This is a genomic window from Gudongella ferriphila (assembly GCF_046224405.1).
Lineage (GTDB): Bacteria > Bacillota > Clostridia > Tissierellales > Tissierellaceae > Gudongella.
Genome location: NZ_JBJXRK010000005.1, coordinates 83275 through 103896, shown reverse-complemented (window position 1 = coordinate 103896; position 20622 = coordinate 83275). Strand labels below are relative to the sequence as shown.

The 20622-nt window shown below is 43.9% G+C and carries 16 protein-coding genes; 4 read left to right on the top strand and 12 right to left on the bottom strand.

What is annotated here, in order from left to right:
• Positions 1-15: 15 nt before the first annotated feature.
• From ACKVDP_RS05395 to ACKVDP_RS05360, 8 genes are all read right to left on the bottom strand, one after another.
• The gene (locus tag ACKVDP_RS05395) at positions 16-2355 is read right to left on the bottom strand and encodes a Lon protease family protein (RefSeq protein WP_409227789.1); all 2340 of its coding nucleotides are present in this window, start codon (positions 2353-2355) and stop codon (positions 16-18) included.
• A gap of 281 nt (positions 2356-2636) precedes the next feature.
• Complete coding sequence (locus ACKVDP_RS05390; protein WP_409227788.1) at positions 2637-3839, bottom strand: MFS transporter; 1203 nt, start codon at positions 3837-3839, stop codon at positions 2637-2639.
• A gap of 136 nt (positions 3840-3975) precedes the next feature.
• Positions 3976-5628, bottom strand: a complete 1653-nt coding sequence (locus ACKVDP_RS05385) for a peptide ABC transporter substrate-binding protein (RefSeq protein WP_409227787.1) — start codon at positions 5626-5628, stop codon at positions 3976-3978.
• Between the two features lie 137 nt (positions 5629-5765).
• A complete protein-coding gene (locus tag ACKVDP_RS05380) occupies positions 5766-6746 on the bottom strand; it encodes an ABC transporter ATP-binding protein (protein WP_409227786.1) in 981 nt (326 codons plus the stop codon).
• A gap of 1 nt (position 6747) precedes the next feature.
• On the bottom strand, positions 6748-7767 hold the full coding sequence (locus ACKVDP_RS05375) for an ABC transporter ATP-binding protein (RefSeq protein ID WP_409227785.1): 1020 nt from the start codon (positions 7765-7767) through the stop codon (positions 6748-6750).
• 12 nt (positions 7768-7779) lie between these two features.
• A complete protein-coding gene (locus tag ACKVDP_RS05370; protein ID WP_409227784.1) occupies positions 7780-8967 on the bottom strand; it encodes an ABC transporter permease in 1188 nt (395 codons plus the stop codon).
• A gap of 3 nt (positions 8968-8970) precedes the next feature.
• The gene (locus ACKVDP_RS05365; RefSeq protein WP_409227783.1) at positions 8971-9897 is read right to left on the bottom strand and encodes an ABC transporter permease; all 927 of its coding nucleotides are present in this window, start codon (positions 9895-9897) and stop codon (positions 8971-8973) included.
• A 332-nt stretch (positions 9898-10229) separates the two neighbouring features.
• Positions 10230-12359, bottom strand: coding sequence for an adenosylcobalamin-dependent ribonucleoside-diphosphate reductase (locus ACKVDP_RS05360; protein ID WP_409227782.1), 2130 nt, complete (start codon positions 12357-12359; stop codon positions 10230-10232).
• Between the two features lie 289 nt (positions 12360-12648).
• Between ACKVDP_RS05360 and ACKVDP_RS05355 the strand changes: the two genes are divergently transcribed.
• Positions 12649-13251, top strand: coding sequence for a cyclodeaminase/cyclohydrolase family protein (locus ACKVDP_RS05355; RefSeq protein ID WP_409227781.1), 603 nt, complete (start codon positions 12649-12651; stop codon positions 13249-13251).
• A gap of 265 nt (positions 13252-13516) precedes the next feature.
• Here ACKVDP_RS05355 and ACKVDP_RS05350 read toward each other — a convergent pair whose 3' ends face one another.
• Positions 13517-14467: a nucleoside hydrolase gene (locus tag ACKVDP_RS05350; protein WP_409227780.1), complete on the bottom strand. Its 951-nt coding sequence runs from the start codon at positions 14465-14467 to the stop codon at positions 13517-13519.
• 63 nt (positions 14468-14530) lie between these two features.
• Positions 14531-15235 (bottom strand): purine-nucleoside phosphorylase, encoded by a 705-nt coding sequence (gene deoD / locus ACKVDP_RS05345; RefSeq protein WP_409227779.1) that lies wholly within the window; start codon positions 15233-15235, stop codon positions 14531-14533.
• A gap of 234 nt (positions 15236-15469) precedes the next feature.
• Here deoD and ACKVDP_RS05340 point away from each other — a divergent pair, with 234 nt between their 5' ends.
• On the top strand, positions 15470-15886 hold the full coding sequence (locus tag ACKVDP_RS05340; RefSeq protein ID WP_409227778.1) for a universal stress protein: 417 nt from the start codon (positions 15470-15472) through the stop codon (positions 15884-15886).
• A 38-nt stretch (positions 15887-15924) separates the two neighbouring features.
• On the opposite strand, the gene ACKVDP_RS05335 is transcribed toward ACKVDP_RS05340, so the two are convergent.
• On the bottom strand, positions 15925-17349 hold the full coding sequence (locus ACKVDP_RS05335; protein WP_409227777.1) for an amidohydrolase family protein: 1425 nt from the start codon (positions 17347-17349) through the stop codon (positions 15925-15927).
• A complete protein-coding gene (locus ACKVDP_RS05330) occupies positions 17342-18490 on the bottom strand; it encodes a M20 family metallopeptidase (RefSeq protein ID WP_409227776.1) in 1149 nt (382 codons plus the stop codon). The genes ACKVDP_RS05335 and ACKVDP_RS05330 overlap by 8 nt, the downstream gene beginning before the upstream one ends.
• Before the next feature lie 180 nt (positions 18491-18670).
• Between ACKVDP_RS05330 and ACKVDP_RS05325 the strand changes: the two genes are divergently transcribed.
• Together ACKVDP_RS05325 and nhaC are read left to right on the top strand one after the other, a co-directional pair.
• Positions 18671-19105 (top strand): universal stress protein, encoded by a 435-nt coding sequence (locus ACKVDP_RS05325; protein ID WP_409227775.1) that lies wholly within the window; start codon positions 18671-18673, stop codon positions 19103-19105.
• A gap of 122 nt (positions 19106-19227) precedes the next feature.
• On the top strand, positions 19228-20619 hold the full coding sequence (nhaC, locus tag ACKVDP_RS05320; protein WP_409227774.1) for a Na+/H+ antiporter NhaC: 1392 nt from the start codon (positions 19228-19230) through the stop codon (positions 20617-20619).
• The last annotated feature ends 3 nt before the right edge of the window (positions 20620-20622 follow it).

Sequence of the window (20622 nt, the reverse complement as noted above, 5' to 3'; positions counted from 1 at the left end):
ATTATCTCTCTTCCCTTAATTGCTTATACCTTCAAGCTTCTTGTTGATTACTCCGTCCAGGTCTTCCATTGTCCTGCCCATAAGGATCTGAACCCCTTCCTCAACATTGTCTATTGCGTAAATATGAAAATCACCCTTTTCCACTGCCTGGATGACTTCATCCCTCAGGACCAGATTCTTGATGTTAGATCTGGGGATAACCACTCCCTGCCTACCTGTTAAGCCTATTAGTCTACACACCTGGTAGAAGCCCTCGATCTTTTCATTGACTCCTCCTATAGGCTGGATTTCACCCTTCTGGTTGATTGACCCCGTCACTGCCAGGTACTGCTTAATTGGAGTGTCCGACATTGAGGATAGTATTGCATAAAGCTCCGTGCTTGAAGCACTATCTCCGTCAACCACTGAGTAGCTCTGCTCAAATCCAAGACCTACGCTTATTCCAAGAGGCTTTTTCCTTGCATATCTCTGTCCCAGATAGCCACTTAGAATCAAGACTCCCTTGTCATGGATCCTTCCACTTTGCTTGGCCTCCCTTTCAATGTTGATAACACCTTCCTCTCCACTGTAGACTGTGGCGGTTATTCTACTGGGCTTTCCAAAGCTGTACTCACCAGTTCCCATGACTGCAAGGCCGTTGATCTGCCCCACTTTCTCACCATCTATGTCAATCAGCAGGGTTCCCTCCATAAACATTTCATTCAGCTTCTGTTCATACTTGTTGGATCTGTATATCTTTTCATCAATAGCCTTCTTGACATGCCTTTCGTAGACGTAGTCCGAGCCTTCCTCAGTTGCCCAGAAATCGGCCTCATACAGTATTTCAATTATCTGATTGAACTGGGTGCTCAGTTTGTCCTGGTGTCCGGCAATTCTGGTGCTGTATTCAACCACCCTTGATACCGCCATCTTGTCAAAGTGCTTGATGTTGCTCTCCTTACAGTGGGTTGCTATGAATTCACCCATCCTTTTTAGGTTCTCACTGCTTTTATCCATCTCAATGTCAAAGTCAGCCATGACCTTGAAAAGCTTCCTGAAGTCATCGTCATAATTGTATAGAATATTGTAGGTGTAGTCGTCACCAATTATAATTACCTTCACATCCAACGGTATCGGTTCCGGCTTAAGGGTTGCAGTCACTGCCATGCCCATAAGTCTGTTGTAGTTTTCGATGTTGATTTCATTGGTCTTAAGGGACCTTTTAAGCATTTCCCATGATATTGGATTGTTGAGGATCTCCTTCATCTGAAAGATTATATATCCCCCATTCGCCTGATGGAGAGATCCTGGTTTAATCTGTGTGAAATCCGTTGTCAGGACGCCCATCTGACTCTTGTACTCGATATGACCCATCAAGTTGTTGTAGATGGGGTTTGATTCAAGAATTATTGGGGCATTTTCAAGCTGGCTGTTGTCAACAAACAGATTCACCCTATACCGTATGAAGAAATTCTCGTCATTGCCTGTGGGCAGGTCAAACAGGGAAAAGTTCTTGGGTGCGTTCTTATTCTTGAACTTGCCCAAATTCTCAAGAATGTCCTTTTCCAGCTCGTTGAGATAAATTGCCGTTGCGGCCCTTTGACCGTATTTGTCCATAAGCTTCTTTATGTCATATCTTATTACTTCAAGCACCACATTCTGATCAAGCTGGTTAATGTTTTCAGCCAGGTCTTCATCAAGGATTCTTAGGTCATTGAATTCCTCAACTGTTGCAATTCTAAGCTCCTCGTACTTCTCCATCATGTCTTCCCGCTCTTCTATTGAAAGGGCTGCGTATTCCTCTTCATTAATGGGTTTTCCATCCTTCAGGGGAATGGAAATCAGACCCTGCTCACTTGGGGTATATACAAAACCATATTCTGCCGATTTTTCATTGAGCTTTTTAAGGACATTTCCCTTCTTTTGATTGAAAATCTTTATGACATCATTTTTTCTTGTTTCGTATTCTATTCCCGCAAAGGTTTCAGGTATGGTCCTCTTAAGATGCTCAATGAATCCCTCCAGTTCCTTCTTGAATTCCTTACCCTGCCCAGGCTTGAAGGAAAGCGCCTTGGGAGATTCCTTCCTGTTGAAATTATAGACGTACACCCAATCCAGTGGAACCGGCTCCTGCTTTGAATAGCCTTCGGCAATTGAATAGGTGAATGTGCTCCTGCCTGTACCGCTTAGGCCTGAAACATAGATATTATACCCCTTCTTCTTGATTTTCAGACCAAATCCAAGTGCCTGTGTTCCCCTGTCCTGTCCGATTATGCCCTTAAGGGGACTCATATCCTCTGTGGTATCAAAGTTAAGGTCCTCCTGGTCGCAAATACTTGTTAGCTCTTCAGCCTTCAATCTAAACTTGTCCTTCACTATCATCCCTCCCTACTAGAGTTTCACTTACAGTGTATATACCCATGAAAATCTGTAGTACCATTTATTTAAGCCATTCTGCTCCAAAAAAAGAAAAAACCAGACCTTCTGGCCTGGTTCACTGACTCGTTCTCATAATTTCTTTAGATGTAATACAAAGCATTAAGCAAAAGTGGTGCAATCATCGCAAATGCAATGACAATTACTATGACCATTGTGATTTTCTTCTTGTCCCTTATATGCATATAATATTCCTCCAATATTTTACCTTTGACTCTATTCTATACGTTTTTATCGCTTCTTGCAAGTCTTCTCCCTCCATTGATTCCCAGGAGCTGCAAGAATCCCAGAATCAGAGCAATCATAAGGGCTGCTGCTGCAAGGAGGAATGGAACCTTGCTTCCAAGTCCATAGGCAAAGCCTGCAATGATGGCTCCAGACATCTCACCCAAGGCCTTCACGGCATTGAATATTCCCGACATGAACCCAGCTCCGTGATGGGAATCCTCAACTGCAAAATTCTGTAGAAGAGGGAATAGAATGGTGTGGAATGTGAAATAAAAAAGGCTCCATATCATAAATGGATAAGTGGCATCCCTAAGGTATATCATGGTTGCAGACATCAGAGCGAGACCAAGCAATACCCTCATGGATGTCCTGAGCTCTGTTTTTCTTACAATCCAAACATTGATGGTCAGGTTGGCAACAAGACCTATTAATCCAGTAGTTGCCTTCCATATTCCATTGACTATGGGTTCAAAATTCAATTCATCTCGAAGATAATAATTGAAGGCATTGTTGTTGCTGGAATAAGCTATAAATGCAAAAAAGGTGATTCCCAGAAATGAAAGTATCCAAGGAGTGAATACTGCCTCTCTCTTCTCCTTTTCAGCAAGTATGTTCCATATGAACTGCGGCTTTGAGCCCAACTTCTGGGGCTTGTTTGATTCCTCCATAAAGAAGTATATCCCAAGTCCAATTAGGATCATTACACCGCCCTGAATAAAGAATACAAATCTTATTGGCAGATACCCAAGGGCTCCACCTGTCAGAAATCCTACAGCCATGGAAACACTCATGAGAGCTGAATAGGCGGCTATCATTTCTCCTCTTTTCTCTTCATTGCTTACATCTACTATCATGGCCATAAGCCCCACCATGAAACCCCCTGTAAACAGTCCCGCAATTGCCCTCATTACAAGTATCTGCCAAATATTATTGGCCAGACCGTATATTATCTGTGATGACCCGTATAGTATTGTCGAATACACCAAGGTCATCTTTCTGCTCTTTTTGTCTCCCCAACTGCCCCACAATGGGGATGTTAAAAAGGATGCAAATACCATCATTGCAAAGGATGTCCCAAAGACGTGGCTGGGCAGACCCAGCATTGTAAAGTATGTTGGATTCACCGGATGGTGAAAGTTGGTGGTTATGAAAATAAGAGATGAAAATAGCATCACCTTTTTGTATTTGTTGTTCAAGCTATCCCTTCTTTCAAAATACGTATAGATGTTATTCTATCACAACCGAAAGGGATAAACAATTGTTTACTGCCTCGAAATTAATCATGTAAAAACCGCCGACCAAAAGGTCAGCGGCTTTAATTTGCTTATTTTATTAGTTTACCAATTCAGCAGTTGAGAAGTCGATAGTTCCAAGAACTGATCTGTCCCATCCTACTAGGTTTGGAGAAACCAGCATAACGTCTGTATAATAGTAGATTGGCATTACTGGAAGTTCTGTCATCAGAATTTCCTGTGCTTCATAAAGTGCCTCAAAGTGCTCTGCTCCTCTTGTCTTAGCAGCAGTTGAAAGAAGCTCGTCATATCTAGCGTTATTATAGTTAGGATCGTTGTATGCGTTGTCAGTTGTGAAGATTGCAAGAAGTCCCATTGGGTCCATAAAGTCTGTCAACCATCCACCTCTAGCCATCTCGTAGTCGCCTTCTTTTCTTGTATCCTGGAATACTGCCCACTCTTGGTTCTCAAGCTTGGTGTTGATACCAAGGTTAGTCTTAAGCATTTCCTGAACAAGCTCAGCTACCTGCTGATGTCCTTCTGAAGTGTTGTACATGATTGTAAACTCTGGGAAGCCTTCTCCATTTGGATATCCAGCCTCTGCCAACAATGCTTTTGCTTCTTCTACTGCACTGGCATCAGTTGGGATTCCATATGTTCCTGCTGTCTCAGCAAAGTCATTTCCTTCATGGTCTGGGAATCCTACTGGTACGAATCCAGCTGCTGGAATCTGACCTGAAGCCATTGTCTCTGTTATAAGTGATCTGTCAACTGCAAGGTTAAGAGCTTTTCTAACTCTTACATCCTGGAACAGATCAAGGTCCATGTTAAAGTTGTAGTAGTAAGTTCCAAGCAATGGGAATACGTAGAAGTTTGGATCTTCTGCCATCAATCTTGGAATTTCAGCTGATGGTACATCAGGTAGGAAATGAAGCTCTCCACTCTGATATGCCTGGTAAGCTGTTGAAGCCTCGTCGATAAATTTACCTTCGATTCTGTCAATCTTAACTGCATCTGCATTCCAGTACTCTTCGTTTTTAACAAGTGTAAGTCCGCCACCGATTGAGTAGCTTGTTAGTTTGAAAGGTCCGTTTGATACTGCGTTAGCAGGATCTTTCGCCCATGCCCCATCTGCTCCGGCTTCAACTGCCTCTTGCTTGGTTGGCAGGAAGTGGTAGAATGAAAGCAAACTTACGATATAATCTGTTGGAGTTTCAAGCTGAACCTCTAGAGTATAGTCATCAACTGCAGTTACTCCAACTTCGTCCAGTGATCCTCCATTTACTGCATCATATGCTCCAACTACATTTGTATACTCCCAAATCCAAGCATACTCTGATGCTGTTGCAGGGTCCATTCCTCTTTTCCAGGAATAAACAAAGTCATGTGCAGTAAGTGGTGTACCGTCTGACCAGTTTGACTCTCTCAGGTTGAAAGTAACAGTCATACCGTCTTCTGATACGTCCCAGCTCTCAGCGATACCAGGATAGATCTCTCCACTTTTCTCTCTTACTAGTCCCTCAAATGTCTGGTTGATTACGTCTCCACCGTCGCTTGCTCCGTTAAGAACAGGGTCGATGGTCTTAGGGTCAGCACCTATATTCCAATGGAAAACTGACTCTTCTGAAGCAGGCTCTTCAGCTGGCTGCTCTGCTGGTTCCTCTGCAGGTTGTTCTGCTGGTTGGCTACATCCAGCCAATACTGTGATTGACATTACCAAAACCAACATTAAAGCTAATAGTCTCTTGTTCATTTTTTCCCCTCCTTAATGATGTATGTTGCCTTTATTTAAACCAGGCTCTACCTGGATTAAATACTTCTTTGAGGTGGCACATAAACGTGGTAAATGTTGAGAAAATTTTTAATATACTCTATTATACCACAAATTCATTATTTGACAAGATGGCAAGCCACGAAATGACCTGGTTCAACCTCTCTAAGCTCTGGTGTCACTTCGGTACAGATGTCCATGCAGTATCTGCACCTTGAGCTGAACCTGCAGCCTTCAGGTGGATTGATCGGGCTCTTCACATCACCCTCAAGGATTATCCTCTTGTTTATCTTATGTTGCTTTGGATCTGGTATGGGTATGGCCGAAAGCAGAGCCTGAGTATATGGATGAAGAGGATTCTTGTAAAGTTCAACGCTTGTTGTTATCTCCATCATTTTACCAAGGTACATTACGCCTATACGGTCTGATATATGCTTAACCATTGACAGGTCATGTGCGATGAACAAGTAAGTTAGCCCCATGTCATTCTGAAGGTCTTCAAGCATGTTTACAACCTGTGCCTGAATGGAAACATCAAGAGCTGAAATTGGTTCGTCACAGACCACAAGCTCAGGTTCCACAGCCAGTGACCTGGCTATTCCTATACGCTGTCTCTGTCCACCGGAAAATTCATGTGGATATCTGCTTGCGTGCTCCCTCTTCAAACCTACGGTCTGGAGCAGGTCATATATCTTTTCCAGTTTCTCCTTGCCGGAGTACAGGTTATGGGTTTCTATACCCTCTCCGATAATCTCTGAAACAGTCAAACGAGTGTTAAGTGATGCATATGGGTCCTGGAAGATCATCTGAAGCCTCTTCCTGTACTTCATCATGTCGTGCTGGGAAAGATTTGTTATGTCGTCCCCGTCGTATATGATCTTTCCTCCAGTTGGTTCATAAAGCCTTACAACACTTCTTCCAAGGGTTGATTTTCCACATCCTGACTCACCAACAAGTCCGAAGGTCTCTCCCTTGTAGATATCGAAGGAAACATCGTCAACAGCAGTCAGGTAAGCCTGCTCCCTTTTGAAAAAGCCTGTGCTCACATCAAAGTATTTCTTAAGGTTCTGTAATTGTAGAAGTGGCTTTCTCTCCTCCATATTATAAAGCCCCCTTTCTATAGCCTTCAACCTCTGGTGCATCCTCGTGCATCAACCAGCAGGCTGAAGTGTGATTCTCCCCTACGCTGAACATAGGAGGTGCTTCTTCTGTACAAATCTGCATAACATTTGGACATCTTGTGGAGAACGGGCAGCCTGTAGGTGGTGACAGCAGATCCGGCGGTGATCCGGCAATAGGCTTTAGCCTTCCTTTTTCCTCCGTATCCATTCTAGGTACCGACTTTAGAAGTCCTCTAGTATAAGGATGCTGAGGGATTTCAAAAATATCCTCAACAGACCCTTTTTCCATTGGCATTCCACCATACATGACAACAAGGTCCTTGCAGGTTTCTGCAATAACTCCAAGGTCATGGGTTATAAGAATGATCGCTGTATCAAGCTTGGTTGAAATATCTCTCATGATGTCAAGTATCTGTGCCTGAATTGTAACATCAAGAGCAGTTGTTGGCTCATCGGCAATTAAGAGCTTGGGATTGCATGAAAGTGCCATTGCAATCATAACTCTTTGCCTCATACCACCTGAGAATTCATGGGGGTATGACCTTATTCTCTTTGCAGGCTCGGGAATTCCAACAAGATGAAGCATCTCTATGGCCTTTTCCTTGGCTTCCTTGTGACTTACCTTCTGATGTCTTCTTATAACCTCAGTCATCTGGTTCTCAATCCTGAAAACCGGGTTCAAGGATGTCATTGGATCCTGGAAAATCATCGCCATGTCATTTCCCCTGATGTTTGACATCTTCTGGTCGCTGTATTCTGTTATATCCTTGCCGTCAAATATTATACTGCCTTCCTTGATGACTCCAGGGTGCTCAATAAGCTTCATTACGGAGCGGGCCGTAACACTCTTTCCACTTCCGGACTCCCCAACAATACCCATAACATCACCGCTCTTGAGCTTGAAGTCGATGCCCCTCACTGCCTGAACCTCTCCAACATGGGTATAGAAGGAGGTTTTTAATCCATTTACCTCTAATATATAGTCTTTATTATTTTCCATATCTCAATCTCCCTATCCTTTTCTAAGTCTTGGGTCCAAAGCATCTCTCAGTCCATCACCGATGAAGTTGAATGCCAGCATTGTAAACGCAATTGCCAACGCCGGGAAGAACAACTGGTACGGATATGTTGTAAGGCCTGATAGAGCATTGTTTGCCAGCGTACCCCATGATGCCATCGGTGCTGAAACTCCAAGCCCTATAAAGCTTAGGAATGACTCGGTAAATACAGCTGAAGGAATCATCATGGCTATGGAAACTATAATAGGTCCCATTGCATTTGGAATAAGGTGTCTGAAGATTATCTTTCCTTTTGACACTCCCATGACCCTTGCTGCAAGTACGAACTCCTGCTCCTTAAGGGATAGCATCTGTCCTCTTACAAGCCTTGCCATGGATACCCAGTAAACGCTACTCAGGGCGATTATGATGTTTGTTAGTCCTCCACCTCTAAACCAAACCATCAGGAGGATTACATACAGAACAAGGGGTATTGAGTTTATTATATCAACGATTCTCATCATGATATTGTCCACTCTTCCGCCTTCGTATCCTGAGATACTTCCGTATACAACTCCTATGAACAGGTTAACTATGGTAGCCACAAATGCAACAAGAAGTGATATTCTCGCTCCATACATAACCCTTGTCAAGAGGTCCCTTCCAAGTGAATCCGTTCCAAATGGAAAGAGTTTGTTAAGCTTGGTCATTGCAGGGTATTGTGCCACTTCACCATCCAGCTCAAGGGTGAAGTTGTAGTCATAGCCCATTTTGTTGGGAAGAAGGTTGTATGAAAAGTCAAGTATTACATCCTCTTCTCCCAGCTGGTATGTGTAGACCTTGTTGATCATGTCCCTTTTCATCGGGTCCAGTACAAGTCGCTCAATCAGGGTTCCATCCTCTGCAACGAGAAATACGTTATAGTCGTTTGAGACGTGGAAGTATCTTCCGTCAAGCTCATAGAGCTTCAGTGTCGGTGGAAGATTCTTGTATGCGTTGATCTGGTCTGAATATGAAAAATCCGTGAAGTTCGGCCCAATGGTTCCGAACAGTACAATAAGTATTACAACAACGATACCCATCATGGAAAGCTTGTTCTTCTTCAATCTTCTCCATGCATCCTGCCAATAAGTAAGACTGGGTCTGATGGCTTCGTTTTCTTCTCCTGTCTGTTCAATAAAAACAAATTTGTCCTTTGACATAGTCTACTTATCCTCCTTCAGCTTGATACGTGGATCTATAAAGGCATAGGCCACATCCACTATGAATATCATTATCAGGTAGAACACAGCATAGAAAACTGTGATACCCATTATGGTAGTATAGTCACGGTTACTTACACTCTCAACGAAGTGTCTACCGATTCCAGGTATTGCAAATATCTTCTCAATTACAAATGATCCTGTAAGTATAGCTGCAACCATGGGCCCAATGTATGTTACTACTGGGATAAGTGCATTTCTGACCGCATGCTTCATTATTACAGTGAATTCCTTTATTCCGTTGGCCCTTGCTGTTGTTATGTAATCCTGTCTAAGTACCTCAAGCATACTGGATCTTGTAAGTCTTGTTACAAATGACAGGGAATAACCTGCAAGCGCTATTACAGGACCGATGTAGCTTTTTGGTCCACTCAGGCCGAAGCTTGGAATCCACCCCAGCTTTCCTGCAAAGAAATATATTATAACTGTTGCTATTACAAAACTCGGTACAGTGATACCTATTGTCGCCAAAAACATTACAAAGTAGTCCAAGGGACTGTTCTGCTTAAGTGCTGAAATTACCCCCAATGGTATTCCTATGGCCACAATCAGCACCGATGCAATCAAACCGATTTTGGCTGAAGCAGGGAATCCTGAAATGATCAAATCGTTAACTGATGTACCAATCTTTGAATAGGATGGTCCAAGGTCAAAGGTCACCAGACCCTTCATGTAGTTCAGATACTGAATCGGCAGTGGATCATCCAGATTGTACTTGGCGTTCAATGCTCTCATGATTTCATCGGGCACAGGCCTTTCCCGTGTAAAGGGCCCTCCTGGAATTGAGTGCATCATTGTAAAGGTCAATGTAGTGATTAATATAATAGTTATCAACATTGATACAATGCGTTTTAAGTAAAAAGATCTCAAAATTGTTACTCCTTTCTATGTATTTTTTGAGTTGCAAATACTCTATCCTATTCTACCATCTTTGCACTGATTTTTCAAAATACTTTTTCAACTCAACCCTAGCCGGAAAGCGCTTTTCACAATTGCTTTGCTAGTCTGTTATTGCTTTGGCCCGGTAGATGACATATGTTGATATAAACGTTTGAATGGTCTCTGCAAACCTTTTCACAAGGATCTGTGAATTGATTTTCCACAAAATATTCCATCCATTAATTTTTTTTCACAGTCTTTGAATGAAAAAGACACCCTGGTGTAGATCTGCTTCACCAGAGTGCCCATGTTTTTTTATTTAACTAGATTGAACAGGGGCTATAGCCACAATCCTGACACTCGGAGCATCCCCCTGAGTGGTTCAGCTTTCCACCACACATTGGACATGTGTCCGGATCTTCCTTCAGCTGCTCCTCTGCAAGCTGCATTATTTCCTCCTGAAGCTCCTCAATCCTGTCCATGTTGCTCTTCTTGTTGTTTGTTATAAGGATACCGCTTCTTGCACATCCGTCCCTGTAGATTGTGATTCCCTTTAGTCCCTTCTCCCATGCATGAAGGTACAGCTCCTCAACCTGGTCTACGGTAAACTCGTTGGGTACATTGACCGTAGATGAAATGCTGGCATCTATATACTGCTGCCATGTGGCCTGGACCTCTATTCTCTCCTTGTAATCAAGGTTTGATGTGGTCACTATGAAATCAGGCAGCTCCTCCTCGTAGGATAGGTTGTTCTCCTCCATGTACTCCTTTATTATTGGAGTGAATACCTTGTAGTAGGTGTCCTCATGGTGTAGGGATTCGGATTTTCTGGTGTATGACACCTGGAAGATTGGCTCTACACCGTTGCTGCACCCAACAAGGGTCGAGATGCTTCCAGTTGGTGGGATTGTCAGAAGCTGTGAGTTTCTCAGACCGTGCTCCTTGATAAGCTCCAGAACATCCTCATCCGCATTCTCCTTCAGGAATGGAGATGCAAGAATGGCATCAAGATTGAATCTTGGGAAAGGACCGTCCTGCTCAGCAAGATGGGCTGATTGTCGAAGTGCCTCGTTTACCATGATCCTACCGATTTGGTGAATCAATGAGATGGACTCGCTGCTTCCATATCTTACCCCCATCTTGATGAACATGTCAGCAAGACCCATAATTCCAAGGCCGATCTGTCTAAGGTCCCTGGACATATCCCTTTGCTGCTCCAATGGATGAAGGTTCATGTTCTCATCAAGAACCTCATTAAGATATACAACCCCGTTTCTAACCATTTCGCCGAACTTCTCAAATTCAAATCTGGCATACTTTGTGAATGGGTGCTTGACGTATTCGCTCAGGTTTATGGATGAAAGGTTGCAGCTTCCAAATGCTGGCAGGGTCTCCTCTGCACATGGGTTAACCCCAGCAAACTCAAATGTGGGGTCGTGGCTCATAAGGTGCCAGGAGTCGATCTTCCCCTTGTAGAGTATGCCTGGCTCCGCCATGTTCCAGTTGTTAAGTGCCAGCTTCTTGTAAAGGTCCCTTGCCCTTATGACCTTGCTCATTTCCTCACCGGTGGATTCAACCTTGAAGAACAGCTCATAATCGGTGTCATCCTTTACGGCCTGCATAAATTTATCGTCAACGTTTACGGAAATATTGGCATAGGTAACCTTGCTAAGGTCGTTCTTTACATTTATAAAATCTTCAATATCCGGATGATTGCAATCGAGGTTAAGCATCAAGGCCCCTCGTCTTCCCCTCATGCCTATAAGTCCCGTAACCATTGAATAAAGATCCATAAAGCTCACTGCTCCGGTTGTCGTGCTTGCGGCATTGTTAACCTTTGATCCCTTTGGTCTTAACTTTGAAAGGGTAAGTCCAACCCCTCCACCGTAGGAATAGGTTCTTGCAAGATACTTTGCAGTATCGAATATGGATTCAATATTATCCTCAACCTTTGGCATAACATAGCAATTGCTCAAGGTTATCTTCCTGCCCAGCTTATCAAGTCCTCTACCGGCCAGAATCCTCCCTGCAGGCATGAACTTCTTGTCCTTTATGGCTTTTTTAATAGGATTGTTGTCTCCACTAACCCTTGTAAGGAAGTCATCAAAGGTTTCTGAATCATATCTGTATTTCTTCTCGTAAATATCCCTCTGAAGATCCGTCATGTTCCAGCCCTGCTCACGAAGTCTGGCCCTTTCCTCACGATAGATGATGTACTTTCTTGCCACCTCGGGTCTTGATTTCATCAATTCGACCTCGACGTAGTCCTGAATCTCCTCAATATTCACTGTTTCCTTGCCACTGAATGCTTCAATTGCTTTTTCACCGATTGACTTTGCCAGGTCCTCGTCGATGCCCTTCTCGGTTTCATTCATGGCCTTTCTAACGGCTATTGCGATTTTTTCCGCTTCAAAATCCACAACCTGTCCGTTACGCTTTTCAACTTTCAACATACCATTGCCCCCCTTATTACTCCGTACCTTTTACTCAAACAACTATATATTGTGTATGAACGAAGCTCTATATACAACATATATAAAATTTACCACATATACCGTTAAATTACAAGATGGGTTTTGGAGAAAAAGAGGTAAGTTTTTGTAACAAAATCTGTAGGTGTTGAGTTATGGGGATTGAAGCAGAAGTGGATTAATCTGTTCCATGTGATACAATATAATCAGGACTAATCATAACATATCTTTCGGTGTTTGTCTTTATGATAATTTGAAATGGAGGTGTATTATGAGCTACGCAGCGATACTTGACAAGATTCTAGACTCAAAGGACACAACTGTAGGCGGTGACGCAGCTTCAGCCCTTGCCGGAGCCATGGCCTGCGGACTTTTGGGAATGGTTGCAAGGCTATCCCTGATGGGTGAATACGGACTTGCGGATCATCAGTATATAAAGTTGGCGGAAGAGCTTGATGGAATAAGCTTCAGACTTCTAAGAGGCACCCAGGAGGATGTGAAGGCATATGCAGGTGTTTGCGATGCCATGAAGCTGCCTAGGGAGACCGAAGAAGAAAAGGATGCACGGGTCCACATGATTGAGGAATCAGGGGAAAGGACAGCGGAAATAGCAAAAAACAATGGATACCTTTGCAAAAGGGTCCATAAGATCGGTCTGATTCTTAGAAGCAACTCCAGCGCCAATACAGCCACTGACCTAGAAGTTGGCCTTTCATTGGCACAGGTTGGAATCGACGGTGCAGTTGGATGTATTAAGTCAAGTCTTCATCTTATAAAGGATGAAGAAAAGAAGAGCTCCCTGAAAAAGGATATCGAGGAATTGACCAAATCAGAAAATTACTACGAAAACCTGTACGACAGAAGTCACCATTAGAATACAAGGTAATATCCAACAAGTAAAAGTTAATATCTAAGAAGTAAGAAGATTAGCCAGGGAGACACTAAAGGGTCCAGGACTCTTCGCCTTGCTCAGAGTGACAATATGATTGTCTTCTTGAGTGTAACGAAGGTTCTTGGACCCTGGCTGTTTGCATATTTCTTACCTCTTACCTCTTACTTCTTACCTAAAAAGCTTGATTCCTCGACTACGCTCGGAATGACAGCTTCCTTTCAATTGTTCAATGTTCAATGTTCGCTGTTCACTGTTTCATTGACTTATCCATCTCATTTAAAGCCTTGAAGAATGTCTTCATGAACTCTTCCCGGTCAACATCCATAAGTACATGGGCATTTGGAGGTTCGTGCCTCATAAGCTCTCCCGTATCAGCAGCAGTCCTTCCCCTGTATACTCCGATGGATGTATCTATTTCAACCCTGTAGTCCTTTCCTTCAAACATTTTGGGATACAGCAGATACATTACGCTGACAACATCATGTAAAGGGTATGTACTCAATCCCTTTTTCCTGTGGAAGTTGGTGTAGCTATGGAGCAATGACCCGCTCATTCTTGAAACCAAGCCATCCGAGCTCATTAGCCTTTCTATCTCTCCATCGTTTATGGCAGCTTTGTTAGTGACCTCAAGTCCGCTCATCACTATTGGAACTCCTGAATCAAAGACTATCTTGGCCGCTTCGGGATCCGCATAGATATTGAACTCTGCAAAGGGTGTTCTGTTCCCTGAAAAAATGGAGCCCCCCATAAGAGAAATCATCTCAATCTTATCCTTTGTTTCCGGAAACACTGAAAATAAGAGTCCAATATTGGTTAATGGTCCTGTTGGAATAAGCGTCACTTTCCCCTCTGCCCCCATGATCTTCTCCTTGAGAAATACAATTCCATTGTCTGATTCAAGCTGAAAAACAGGTGCCGGAAAATCCCAGCCGTCCATTCCTGTTATGCCGTGTATCTCTCCTCCGTGAAGGGGATCCTTGATCAGGGGCTTTGCGGCTCCGCAGGCAGCAGGAATCTCTATCCTCAGAAAGGTCCACAGCTTTCTCAGATTCTTGGTGACCTTTGCAAGGGTCTGGTTACCTGAAACCGTTGTAACTCCAAGAATATTAAGCTTATCCTGGTTGGCAAGGGCCAATAGTAGCGCCATGACATCATCCACACCTGGATCACAATCAATCAACACGTTTCTCTTTTTCATTCCAAACCTCCTTTAAACACCCAGGACCTTCCTGCTGGAAGGTCCCTTAAGTTTAGAGTTGTCTTATTCAGCAAGCTCCAACGCTATTTCCATCATTTGAGTGAAGCTCTTTTCCCTTTCCTCCGGCGTTGTCTCTTCCTTGTTTACGATTGAGTCACTTACTGTAAGTATTGTAAGTGCATTTACCCCTGCATATGCTGCATTGGCATAGAGGGCGTAGGATTCCATCTCAACTGCCAGGATGTTCATGTCAATCCACTTGCTTCCGGCTTCGTCGTCCACTGTATAGAAGATGTCACTTGTCAGGATGTTCCCTACATGGTAGGGTATCCCCTTCTCCTCAGCCACAGTGGTCGCCTTCTTCAGTAGATCCCAGGATGCAATTGCAGAGTAGGTGCCTGGTAGCTTGTATTGCTGGGCATAGCTGGAATTTGTACTGGCCCCCATTGCAAAGATCACATCATAAAGCTTAAGGTCCTTCTGGTATGCTCCGCAGGATCCTACTCTGATCAGGTTCTTGACCCCGTAGAAATGAATCAGCTCATATGAATAGATTCCAATTGAAGGTACACCCATCCCCGTTCCCATAACAGATATTCTCTTGCCTTTATAGGTTCCCGTAAAGCCGAACATATTCCTTACACCATTGAACTGAACCGGATCCTCCAGGAATGTTTCAGCAATGAACTTGGCTCTTAGTGGATCTCCCGGCAGCAGTATGGTTTCAGCTATTTCTCCTTTTTTTGCACCAATGTGAGGTGTTGACATATAATCACTCCTTGTTTTCATGTAGTTTATTTATCATTCACAGTTAATGATACCCTTGTATTTGTACAGCAAACCAATTTCCACCTGTTCATCAATTCTCCCGAGAAAAAAATGCTTATTTCGTTAATTAATTAGTTAACACTCATTTAAAGCTTTAGATACTGGGTATATGTTAGGTAACATAGAATGTGATGTCCAGGTTATTTTAAAAGGTTAATTAAGGAGGCGTTAGTCATGACCAAGAAAATCCTTGTACCCATTGACGGTTCTGAATGCTCAATGAAGGCACTTGAGAGAGCTGCAGAGCTGGGCAACTTCTACGAAGCCGAGCTTACACTGGTCACTGTTATCGATAGCGGAAGGTTTGTTTCTGTTGATTTCAAGCAGGATATGATCAATTCAAGTATTGAGGCCGGCCAGGAATTACTTAAGGAATCAACCGAGAAGGTAGCGGATTATCCCTTCGGGGTTAAGTCAACCTACAGAATGGGTGACATAGCCAACGAAATCATCACCATGGCAGAGGAAAGTGATTATGACCTTATAGTCATGGGAAGCAGAGGTCTTGGAGTATTTACAAGAGCACTCCTGGGAGGAGTATCCCACAAGGTGGTTTGCCATTCACCAATCTCTGTACACGTTGTTAAATAGAAGTTACTTTAGGACCCCTGAATCAGGGGTCCTACTTTTTAAAGCTTACCTTCCCTCATGAACACTGCATTTGTACCGTTGATCCCGAAGAACTCCCCTGATGCCCTTTTCCCTATGGAATCGGGATATTCATCTACCTCAGCAAGGATCTCCCCTTCATCAACATTGACAAGCTTTCCATCCTGATAGATTACTTCCCCATCCACAACGGAAAGACAAACCTCATCCCCCCTTGCACTGTACACAAGGTTTGGAACCATGTTTCTCATGGGATAGGAATATACCGGGCTCATGGATGGCTTTTTTAGATCTATTGCAATAAAGTCGGCTCTTTTCCCAACCTCCAATGACCCGACCAAATCACCGAGGCCTATTGCCCTGGCTCCTTCAATCGTCGCCATCCTCAAGGCTCTCCAGGCAGGCATCACTTCAGGATCCGAATACTTGATCTTATTGAACAGTGCAACCAGCTTCATTTCATTTATGATGTTATGGCAATTGTTTCCGGGAGCCTGATCTGAACCCAGGGCCACATTTCCTCCCGCAGCCTGAAATGCAACTGACGGTGGCACTATCCCATCAATTATACCGATGGAGCCTGGACATAGGATCATGCCTGCTCCGCTCTGTGCAACAACCTTGGCCTCATCATCCCTGGCATCAGTAAGGTGGACTGCTATTAGCCTCTCGTTCAGGAATCCTTCTTCCTTTAGCCATTCTATGGGTCTTTTCCCATATCTCTTCTGGACCTGGTAGGTCTCCCTGTCCCCCTGCTGGGTATGCATATGGACAAGGGTATCCCTTCTTTCTGCCATGCCATAAATTTTTTCCAGAAGCTCCCTTCCTACAAAATCCGGACCCTGTGGCCCGAAAAGGACCCTGATCCTTCCACTATCCCTGTTGTGCCACTTGTCATAAAGCTCCAGGTTCTTCAACAGTCCCTGCTCTCCAAGGTCCCTGTTGAACTGATACAGCTCACCTGGCTTGTAAACCCTCTTTTCAGCCTCCCGTATCATATAGGTCAGGTTTCCCCTGGCACCCAGCTTGTTGATAAAGCCCGCCACAAACTCCATATTTGTCTCGTAGTCGCCCAAGGTCGTTGTACCTGCCTTGACCGCCTCAATAATCCCTAGCTTGCTCCCCTCATTTCGCTCATTATCGGTCAATACATTGTCAAATGGCTGCAGTCCATACATCATCCAGTTTCCAGTATCCTGTGCCAGGCCTCTCATTATTCCAAAGCCGGTGTGCATGTGAGCATCAATAAGCCCTGGAAAGACAGCCTTCTTCTCAAGCTGGAGGGTTTTCTCCCCATCATATGTCTCAAGAATCTCATCCTTCTTCCCAACGGCCACAATCCTTCCCCTGTCAATTGCCATGGCACCATCCTCCAGATACCCCACACCCTCACCTGTCATGGTGTAAAGATGCTCTGACACAACTACCATATCAACCCTATTCATCTCCATCGCCTCCATACTCTTTTAGAATTTCCTCCCGTGCTCCAGGGGTATTGTATACATCCATTACAAACCTTGAAATAATTTCCCCTCCAAGGGAAATCGCCTTGTGGGTCCTGTTTGTTTTCATTGCCAGGGCAAATTCCTCTGTGTGTGCATTAAGGTCCTTTCCCAGGTCAAGATAGGGATGGAATGCTGGGCATACGCTGCTGACATTTCCAATGTCAGATGACCCCCCTGTCTCACTGCTTGTATCCACCAGGTTCAATCCCAGTTCCGTGTAAATCTCCTCCAATATTTTCTCCCCACTGATATTCCTCCTGAGGCTGTCATACTTTTCCCCAATTTCCTCAACACTCCATGAGGTCCTTGTTGCAAGGGCGGCAGCTTGTGCACAATCCATTACCCACTTGCTCACCTGGTCAAGGTACTCCCTTTTTTCCGCTCTTACAAGAACCTCCGCTTCAGTATGGTGGGGGACTATATTAGATGCATCCCCTCCCTTAACAACATATCCGTGCAGCCTTACATCATCCTTGAGATGCTGCCTCATCATATCCATAGCATCAAAGAAAAGCCTTATTGAATTAAGGGCATTTCTTCCCTCCCAGGGTATGCTTGAAGCATGTGCCGGCTTACCATGGAAGGTGAACTTGTAGGCATCCAGGGCTAGAAACCTTGAAAAAAGTGCGTTCTTGTTGCTCATATGGATCATTACAGCAAAATCCATACCATCAAAAACCCCAGACTTGACCATCGGAACCTTACCACCATGCATCTCCTCATCCGGAGTTCCGATCACATGGATCTCAGCTGGAATCTGATCCCTCACTTCGTTAAGTACCAGAGCAGCAAGGATACTGATTGAACCGCTTGCACAGTGCCCGCATGCGTGTCCCAATCCCCTTAGGGCATCGTACTCAACCAGAATTGCCGCCTTTCTTGCCTTGCCTTTGTTGATTATTCCCCTAAAGGCTGTCTCCATCCCTGCAAATGGGTATTCAACTGGAATCCCATGCCTCCTAAGGAGCTCTACCATCCTCCTGGAGGCCTCCTGTTCCTCACCGCCTATTTCCGGGTTGTCAGCCATAAAATCATTCAAGGATATAATTTCATCATGGTATTTCCGGATCAGCTCTTTCATTTAACATCCTCCTGTCAAAAAATTTACCTATTTAGCTTATCATAGCAAATTTGACTTCCCAGGTATAGTGAACTTGGTGTTTTTTTCCATAATAATACTCAATTTACGTCTCAATCACATTTACCTGAGTTATATTGGGTATATAGTTACGGAACAGCAAATACAAATGGAGGTGTGACAATGAAAAAAATTCTTGTACCAATTGACGGATCCGATTGCTCAAAGAAGGCTTTGCTAAAGGCAAGAGAGCTGGGTAAGGCCTTTGATTCCCACATTACCATACTAACCATCATAGACAGCATCCGGTATCTTGATATGGATTTTAAATTCGATGCAGTCAGGGATGGCATTGACCTTAGCAAGCAGCTTCTTGTAAGCGCCTTGGAGGATTTCAAGGATTATCCTGGTGAAGTTGAAACCATCTACAAGACCGGTGACGTGGCTGAGGAAATAATCGACGTGGCCGAAGAGGGCAACTTCGACCTAATTGTCATGGGAAGCAGGGGACTTGGGATTTTTTCAAGGACAATTCTGGGAAGTGTGTCCCACAAGGTCATCCAGCATTCTAAAACCACAGTTATGGTTGTTAAGGACTGCGGACACCAGGAAGAGTGATACTGAATTGTCAGAAAACAATTGAAATTTTATCAAAAATAGTGTAACCTATAATAGAATCTGTATGTTTCTCACAAGGGGTGTGGGAACGTATTCAGATACTAAATTATAGGGGGGTTTATATGAAAACGAAGAAGCAGGCAACAATCGGTCACGCATTAATACCTATTTTCGTTCTAGTCTCATCTTTGTTTGTTGGTATCGTTTATCTCGGTACTGATGCACATATCCCAATACTGATTGCAATCATAGTTGCAGCAGCAGTTGGAATATGGGGCCTTGGATACACCTGGGGTGAAATTGAGAAGGGAGCCATAGAGACAATTCAGATGTCAATGCAGGCAATATTGATACTGATGGTTATAGGTACAGTTGTAGGATCCTGGATTCTAAGCGGAACAGTTCCTGCAATGATCTATTATGGGCTTCAGATTCTTTCACCGGGAATTTTCCTTGTGGCAACAGCTATAATATGTGCAATCGTATCACTTGCAACAGGAAGTTCATGGACAACTGCAGGTACTGTAGGTATAGCACTTATGGGAGTTGGACAGGGACTTGGAATGCCAGCATACATAGTAGCAGGTGCTGTTGTATCCGGAGCGTATTTCGGAGACAAGATATCACCACTGTCAGATACAACGAACCTTGCACCGGCAATGGCTGGATCAACACTGTTCGAGCATATCAAGTACATGTTCTGGACAACAATACCCAGTTTCACAATAGCATTGATACTTTACGGAATAATCGGTGCAAGATATGCTGGAAGCCAGCTTGATACATCAAACATCAATGTCATACTTGATGGAATCGCAGCTAACTTCAACATATCACCGATACTCTTCCTTCCACCGGTAATAGTAATCGCACTTGTAGTAATGAAGGTTCCAGCACTTCCTGGACTGATTTCAGGTACAGTTGTAGGTGGAATCTTTGCAGCGGTATTCCAGGGCGCAGGTCTTGGAGACATAATAAACACTGCACACTACGGATTTGAAATTGAAAGTGGAGTTGAAATGGTGGACGAGTTGCTTAACCGTGGTGGACTTGACAGTATGATGTGGACTGTTTCACTTATACTTCTTGCCATGACCTTCGGTGGAATCATGGAAAGAACAGGCATGCTGCACTCAATAGCGGCTGCAATCCTAAAGCTTGCAAACAACACAGGCTCACTTGTTACTGCTACAATACTTACAAGTATTGCTATAAACATATTGGCAGCTGACCAGTACCTGGCAATTGTAATACCTGGTAGAATGTACAAGGATGCATACGACGAGATGGGTCTTGAGCCAAGACTTCTTTCAAGAACATTGGAGGATGGGGGTACCCTTACCTCAGCACTGATTCCATGGAACACCTGTGGAGCCTACATGTCCAGTGTACTTCTGGTATCACCTCTTGCATATGCCCCATACGCATTCCTGAACCTGATCAATCCTATAGTTGCAATCATCTATGGATTCACAGGCTTCAGCATAAAGAAGCAAGAACCAAAAGCAGAATAGCAA